Genomic DNA, 6,696 nt, shown 5'->3' on the forward strand with positions numbered 1-6,696 from the left:
TCGGTGCGTGACGCGGGGGCGGGTTAGCGGGGGACGGCGACGGCGGGCGCGACGCGCAGCGCCGCCGTCTTCAGAGGGGCGATCGAATGGGAGGCACCTTGCAGCTCGATGTGGCCGGCCGCCGCGAGCTCACGGCAGCGCCAGAACGCGATCGTGTCGCCGACGAACAGGTGGCCGCGGTCGGCGAACGCCATCACGGCGCCGACCGTGCGCGCGGCGGGACCCCATTCGTCGGGCGCATGCTCAAGCACGAGCGCGTCGATGTCCGCGTAGTGGCCGCTCTTGAACGTGTTGCAGATCCAGTAGCGCAGCTCGGCGTTCGCCTGCTTCGCTTCCTGCCATTCGAGCGCGAGCCGGCTGATCCGCAGCACCGAGATCGGCGCCGCTTCCGGCAGCTTCGCGAGGAGCTGGGCAGGCGAGAAGATGCCGGTGGCCGTCGCCTGGTCGGCGCGCAGCCGCACCCACGCCTGCGGATCGTCGATATCCGCGCTCGACAGCCGCACCTCATTGAGGCGCTGCGGCGTGTTGCGCAGATGATAGGCGACGCGCCTCAGCATCAGCTGATCGGCGACGCTGTGCGCGTGCCAGACGACGATCTGGCCCGCGCCGGCCGCGAGCGTCTCGAGTTTCGCGAAGTCGTCGTCGAGCCCGGCCGTCCAGTCCTGCGGCACGTCGCCGATCACGCGCTCCCAGAACGCCGCGCGGACGTCCCGCGTGTCGTCGGCGCCGCGCAGCGGGCCGACCGACAGATCGTCGAACAGCTCGACGACGCTTTCGTCGCGGCCCGCGTCGGCGAGCGCGATGCGAAGAGAAGCGGCGGCGGAGCCGCCCATGGTCACGTGGATGGTGCTCATTGGCCTGTCGTCAACATGAGAAAAGCCGCCCGGGAGCCGGCGCATCGTGCGTCCGGCCCGCGGGCGGCCCCTAGTGTAAGCGAGATGGGCGGTGGCGAGTAACCGCGCGGCAAGACGCCGCCTATCGATCGTCGTAGCTGACGACGACCTTGTCGCTGACCGGATGGCATTGGCAGGTGAGCACGAAGCCGTCGGCGATCTCCTGCGGCTCGAGCGTGTAGTTCTTCTCCATCCGCACCTCGCCTTCGAGCACCTTCGCGCGGCACGTGCAGCAGACGCCGCCCTTGCACGCGTACGGCAGCGCGAGGCCCGCGCGCAGCCCGACGTCGAGGAGGCTCACGCCTTCGTACGGCAGGCGCAGCTTGCGCTTCTTGCCGTCGAGTACGATCTCGAGGTCGGCGGCGGGCGTGTCGTCGGTGATCTCGACGGCGGGCACGCCCGCCTGCGGCAGCGGCGTGCCGAAGCGCTCGACATGCACCCGCTCGTGCGGCACGCCGGCCGCGGCGAGCGCGGCCTCGGCGGCATCCATCATCGGCGCCGGGCCGCAGATGAATGCTTCGTCGATCGTCGCGGCGGGCACGAGCGATTCGAGGAACGCGGTGCATTTGGTCTGGTCGAGCACGCCGTTGAACAGCTCGACGTCCTGCAGGTCGTCCGACAGCACGTGATAGAGAACGAATCGCTCCATGAAGCGGTTCTTCAGATCCTCGAGCGCCTCGGCGAACATGATCGAGTCGACGCTGCGATTGCCGTAGATCAGCGTGAACGCGCTCCGCGGCTCGAGCTCAAGCGTCGTCTTGACGATCGCGAGCACGGGCGTGATCCCCGAGCCGCCAGCGAACGCGACGTACTGCTTGCCGTGGTCGGCGTTCAGGTGCGTGAAGAAGCGGCCGTCCGGCGTCATCACGTCGATCATATGGCCTGGCTGGAGCGTATCGAACGCAAAGTTCGAGAAGCGGCCGCCGCGCACGCGCTTGATGCCGATGCGCAACTCGCCGTCGCGGTCGTAGTCGGTCGTGCCGACGCAGATCGAGTACGAGCGGCGGGTTTCCTCGCCGTCGACGTGTGCCTTCAGCGTGACGAACTGGCCCTGTGTGAAGCGGTACGCGTCGCGCAGCTCGGGGGGCACCTCGAACGATACCGTGACGGCGTCGGCGGTCTCGGGCCGCACGTCGCGAATGCGCAGCGGATGGAATTGCGGAGTCGCCATATCAATAAGGTTTGAAGTAGTCGAAGGGTTCGCGGCAGTCGACGCAGCGATAGAGCGCCTTGCACGCGGTCGACGCGAACTGCGCGAGCCGCTCGGTGTGCGCGGAGCCGCAGCGCGGACAGACGGGCGCGACGAGCGGCTTCGGCATGAAGCGCACGACGCGCTGCGCGGGAGCGGTGCCGGTACCGGTACCGGTACCGCCCCCGCCGCCGCCGCATTGGCCGACGGGCGGCGCGATGCCATAGGCGCGGAGTTTCTCGCGGGCGTCGGCGGTGATCCAGTCGGTCGTCCAGGCGGGCGCGAGCACGGTCACGATGCGGTGCGGCGCTATGCCGGCCTGCCGAAGCGCGGCGTCGATGTCCTCCGCGATCTGCTGCATCGCCGGGCAGCCGGAGTAGGTCGGCGTGATGACGGCTTCGAGCATGCCGTCAGCGGCGCGACGCACGTCGCGCAGGATGCCGAGATCGCGGATCGACACAACCGGAATTTCCGGATCGGGCACGGCCTCGAGCGCGACCCACGCGCGGGAGACGAGCGGATCGTCGCCGTGCGCGGCGGCGGCGCGGCCGATGGCGGCGGTCGTTTGATCGGGGGTGGATGCGGGGAGGGCTGACATCGTCTGGCTCCGTCATTCGTCGCGCCGGGGCTTACCAGGACGCGCCCGGATACTGGCGCGCGACGCTTTGCAGCTCCGCGAGCAGATAGCCCATGTGCTCGGAGTGCTCGCCGCGCTTGCCGGTCGGCACGTACTGGCCGGCCGCGGGCAGCGCGAGCGTCGCTTCGGCGAGCGTCGCGTCGACGTCCGCGCGCCATGCCGGCTCGAGCGACGCGATTGCCGGGCCGATGCCGGCCGCGGCCGCCGCGCCGTCGACGGCGTCCGCCGCGAAGAACTCGCGCGTGTACGGCGTCAGATAGTCGAGCGCGGCGAGCGCGCGGCGATGCGATTCATCGGTGCCGTCGCCGAAGCGGATCAGCCATTCGCGCGCGTGGTGCGCGTGATAGCGCGTCTCCTTCAGCGACTTCGCCGCGATCGCCGCGAGTTGCGCGTCGCCCGACGCCTCGAGCGCGCTCCAGACATGCAGCATCAGCGTCGAATAGAAGAAGTTGCGCACGACGGTCACCGCGTAGTCGAGCTCCGCGTGCGCGGTGCCGCAGAGCGGGCCGTAGTGCGGCAGCTCGACGAACGTGTAGTTCGCGAATTCGCGCTCGGTGCGGAAGTACGCGTAGTCGTCCTCGGTCCGCGCGGCGCCGGTGAGCTGCCGCTCGAGCTCGGCCGCGTGCGTATACAGCAGACGCGCCTGGCCGATCAGGTCGAGGCTCATGTTCGTGAGCGCGATGTCTTCCTCGAGGACCGGGCCGTGGCCGCACCATTCGGCGTTGCGCTGACCGAGGATCAGCGCGTTGTCGGCGAGGCGCAGCACGTAGGCGAGGTGTTGTGGGGTCGTCGTCATGGCCTGCCGCTCACATGTGGTTGATTTCGTCGGGCAGCGTGTAGAACGTCGGATGACGATAGATCTTGTCGCCCGCCGGTTCGAACATCTCGGCCTTTTCGTTCGGATCGGACGCGGTGATCGCCGCCGACGGCACGACCCAGATGCTCACGCCTTCCTGGCGGCGTGTATAGACGTCGCGCGCCATGCGCAGCGCCATCGACGCGTCGGCCGCGTGCAGACTCCCGCAATGCTTGTGGTCGAGCCCTTGCTTGCTGCGCACGAAGACTTCCCAGATTGGCCATTCTTGGTTCATCGCTTTCTCCTGAATCTCCTGAATACGGATGGCGGCGTCGCGCTTCGCGCGCGTCATGCCGCTTGCTGCTGCGCGCGGCGGCGGCGCTTTTCCTCATGCGCAAGCGCGGCTTCGCGGACCCACGCGCCGTTGTCGTGCGCCTTCACGCGGGTTGCGAGGCGCTCCGTGTTGCACGGGCCGTCGCCGTTGACGACGCGCCGGAATTCGTCCCAGTCGAGCGCGCCGTAGTCGAAATGGCCGCGCGCGTCGTTCCACTTGAGATCGGGGTCGGGCAGCGTGACGCCGAGCACCTTGGCCTGCTCGACCGTTGCGTCGACGAACTTCTGCCGCAGGTCGTCGTTCGAGATCCGCTTGATCCCCCATTTGGCCGACTGGTTGCTGTGGACGGAATTGGCGTCGGGCGGGCCGAACATCATCAGCACGGGCCACCACCAGCGGTTCACCGCGTCCTGCACCATCGCGCGCTGCGCGTCGGTGCCTTTCATCATCGCGAGCAGTGCGTCGAAACCTTGCCGTTGATGGAACGATTCCTCCTTGCAGACGCGGATCATCGCGCGCGCGTACGGGCCGTACGTGCAGCGGCAGAGCGGAATCTGGTTCATGATCGCGGCGCCGTCGACGAGCCAGCCGATCACGCCGACGTCCGCCCACGTGAGGGTCGGATAATTGAAGATGCTCGAATACTTGGCCTTGCCTGCGTGCAGTGCGTCGATCAGCGCGTCGCGCGACACGCCGAGTGTTTCCGCGGCGCTATATAGATAGAGGCCGTGACCGGCTTCGTCCTGGACCTTGGCGAGCAGGATCGCCTTGCGCTTCAGGCTCGGCGCACGCGTGATCCAGTTGCCTTCCGGCAGCATGCCGACGACTTCCGAGTGCGCGTGCTGCGAGATTTGCCGCACGAGTGTTTTGCGATATGCGTCGGGCATCCAGTCCTGCGGTTCGATCTTGCCGTCGGCGGCGATGACGGCATCGAATCCGGCTTGTTCGGGCGAATCGGCGGCGGCATCGAGCGGCGCGACGTTGCCGGGGATGTCGAGGGATTGCGTGTACATGGCGATGTTCTCGTCCAGGTGGAATGTTCACGCAGTATAAACCAACCGACCGGTCGGTTAATAGATCATTTTAGCGGATGGGCGAGATTCGCGGATCGGGTGATGGCGATTTGCCGCAGGTGGCATGCCGGTTCTGCTGAAGGATTGCACGGGGTTGCGGGGGAGACGCCTGAGTTCTGTTCCGAAACGTCCGACCCGCCGAACCCCGAACCCCGGCTTGGTGGATTGATGGATTGCTGGTCAGCGGTCAGCGGTCAGCGGCCCGAGAACCGGCAAGCCGGCGCCGAGCATTCGTCCCTCGTTCAACGGAGCGCGCGGACCGACATCAGGCACAATCCAAAGCTTTGCTGCGAGGAGTTTCGAATGACGTTCCGACGTTGGCTTTCCGCTCTTTCATGCGGTCTCGCGCTTGCCGCATCACAGACGGCCAGCGCCGCGCAAGCCACCGCGCCGACACAGCCGACCCGCTGGGTCGCGTCATGGGCGGCGGCGCTGCAGCCGATTCCGGATCTCGCGGCACCGCCGCCGCTGTATCGTGCGCCGGACGTTGCGGGCCGCACTGTCCGCCAGATCGTCTATCCGACGCTCTCGGGACGGGCGATCCGTGTGCGCGTGAGCAATGCGTACGGCAAGACGCCGCTCGTGATCGGCGAGGTGAGCATCGGCCGCTCGGCGGGCGGCGCCGCAGTGACGGACGGCCGTTCGGCTGCCGTGACGTTTGGCGGACGACGCGAGATCGAGATGCCGGCTGGTCAGGAGCGGGAAAGCGATCCGATCGCGTACGACGTGACGGCCGGCGAACCATACGCGCTCAGTCTATATATGGATGGCCGCCAGACGATGACGGCCTGGCATCGTGTCGCGAATCAGGTCAATTACGTGTCCACGCCGGGCAACCATACGGGTGACGTTGCGCCCGACGCATACCGAACGCGCTTCACACAGTCCGCATGGGTGGCCGAGCTCTCGGTCGAGGCGGCGCAGCCGGGCGCGGCGACAATCGCGGCGGTGGGCGATTCGATCACCGACGGCCTGCGCTCGAGCCAGAACCGCAATCGGCGCTGGCCGGACGCGTTCGCGGCTCGCCTCGAGCGAGCGGGAGCGCGCGACATCGGCGTGGTGAATCTCGGCATCAGTGGGAACCGGCTGCTGAGCGATTCCCGTTGCTACGGCGTCGCGCTCGAGCGCCGTTTCGAGCGTGACGTGCTGTCGCGCGCCGGCGTGAAGGTCGCGGTGCTGCTGATCGGCATCAATGACATCAATTTCGCGGCGATGCCCGCCCGTTTGGGGCTCGATTGCGACGCGCCGCACACGCAGGTCGACGCACAGGCGCTGATTGAAGGCTACCGCCGGGTGATTGCTGCTGCGCATGTGCGCGGCGTCGCTGTGTTCGGTGCGACGCTGACGCCTGCGTCGTTGCCGCCTGCGCGCGAGGCGATCCGCCGCCAGGTCAACGAGTGGATTCGGACCTCGGGTGCGTTCGACGGTGTGGTGGATTTCGATGCCGCGCTGCGCGATCCGGCGAAGCCGTCGGAACTGCAGCGCCGCTATAACAGCGGTGACGATATTCACCCGAGCGATGCGGGGTATGCGGCGATGGCCGACGCGGTGCCGCTGGAGCGATTGGTGGCCGCTGCCGGGCGCCGGTGAACGCGCTGTATCGACGGGGTGCGCCACGTCGATACAAGAAATTTAATGAGACCCTTAAAAAGGACTTGCGCGAAAGCGGAATGGTGCCTAGAATCACGCCTCTTTCGCGGTAACGGAAACGTAGCGCGAAAGGGGGAGATGGGAAGTTCCGGTGCTCGGGGCGAGACGGTTGGCGGGTTAGTCG

The 6,696-nt window shown here is 67.6% G+C and carries 7 protein-coding genes; 1 reads left to right on the forward strand and 6 read right to left on the reverse strand.

The window, feature by feature from the left end:
* Positions 1-23 precede the first annotated feature (23 nt).
* The 6 genes from WS62_RS23415 to paaA form a co-directional block, all read right to left on the reverse strand.
* Positions 24-854 (reverse strand): DUF1835 domain-containing protein, encoded by an 831-nt coding sequence (locus tag WS62_RS23415; protein WP_066575885.1) that lies wholly within the window; start codon positions 852-854, stop codon positions 24-26.
* A 121-nt stretch (positions 855-975) separates the two neighbouring features.
* Positions 976-2,064 carry a 1,2-phenylacetyl-CoA epoxidase subunit PaaE gene (paaE, locus tag WS62_RS23420; protein WP_066575887.1) on the reverse strand — a complete coding sequence of 363 codons (1,089 nt, stop codon included), beginning with the start codon at positions 2,062-2,064 and terminating at the stop codon, positions 976-978.
* A 1-nt stretch (position 2,065) separates the two neighbouring features.
* Positions 2,066-2,680, reverse strand: a complete 615-nt coding sequence (gene paaD / locus WS62_RS23425; RefSeq protein ID WP_066575890.1) for a 1,2-phenylacetyl-CoA epoxidase subunit PaaD — start codon at positions 2,678-2,680, stop codon at positions 2,066-2,068.
* Between the two features lie 31 nt (positions 2,681-2,711).
* Positions 2,712-3,515: a 1,2-phenylacetyl-CoA epoxidase subunit PaaC gene (gene paaC / locus WS62_RS23430; protein ID WP_066575899.1), complete on the reverse strand. Its 804-nt coding sequence runs from the start codon at positions 3,513-3,515 to the stop codon at positions 2,712-2,714.
* A 10-nt stretch (positions 3,516-3,525) separates the two neighbouring features.
* Positions 3,526-3,810: a 1,2-phenylacetyl-CoA epoxidase subunit PaaB gene (gene paaB, locus WS62_RS23435; RefSeq protein ID WP_066575909.1), complete on the reverse strand. Its 285-nt coding sequence runs from the start codon at positions 3,808-3,810 to the stop codon at positions 3,526-3,528.
* Between the two features lie 53 nt (positions 3,811-3,863).
* The gene (paaA, locus tag WS62_RS23440; protein WP_066575901.1) at positions 3,864-4,862 is read right to left on the reverse strand and encodes a 1,2-phenylacetyl-CoA epoxidase subunit PaaA; all 999 of its coding nucleotides are present in this window, start codon (positions 4,860-4,862) and stop codon (positions 3,864-3,866) included.
* A gap of 363 nt (positions 4,863-5,225) precedes the next feature.
* Between paaA and WS62_RS23445 the strand changes: the two genes are divergently transcribed.
* A complete protein-coding gene (locus WS62_RS23445) occupies positions 5,226-6,512 on the forward strand; it encodes an SGNH/GDSL hydrolase family protein (RefSeq protein ID WP_066575902.1) in 1,287 nt (428 codons plus the stop codon).
* Positions 6,513-6,696: the final 184 nt, after the last annotated feature.

This window comes from Burkholderia sp. ABCPW 14, assembly GCF_001523835.1.
Classification (GTDB): domain Bacteria; phylum Pseudomonadota; class Gammaproteobacteria; order Burkholderiales; family Burkholderiaceae; genus Burkholderia; species Burkholderia mayonis.

Bases quoted from the DNA above. Each gene is read 5' to 3' on its own strand.
- paaD (WP_066575890.1), bottom strand. From the start codon at position 2,680: ATGTCAGCCCTCCCCGCATCCACCCCCGATCAAACGACCGCCGCCATC.
- WS62_RS23445 (WP_066575902.1), top strand. From the start codon at position 5,226: ATGACGTTCCGACGTTGGCTTTCCGCTCTTTCATGCGGTCTCGCGCTT.
- paaB (WP_066575909.1), bottom strand. From the start codon at position 3,810: ATGAACCAAGAATGGCCAATCTGGGAAGTCTTCGTGCGCAGCAAGCAA.
- paaC (WP_066575899.1), bottom strand. From the start codon at position 3,515: ATGACGACGACCCCACAACACCTCGCCTACGTGCTGCGCCTCGCCGAC.
- WS62_RS23415 (WP_066575885.1), bottom strand. From the start codon at position 854: ATGAGCACCATCCACGTGACCATGGGCGGCTCCGCCGCCGCTTCTCTT.
- paaE (WP_066575887.1), bottom strand. From the start codon at position 2,064: ATGGCGACTCCGCAATTCCATCCGCTGCGCATTCGCGACGTGCGGCCC.
- paaA (WP_066575901.1), bottom strand. From the start codon at position 4,862: ATGTACACGCAATCCCTCGACATCCCCGGCAACGTCGCGCCGCTCGAT.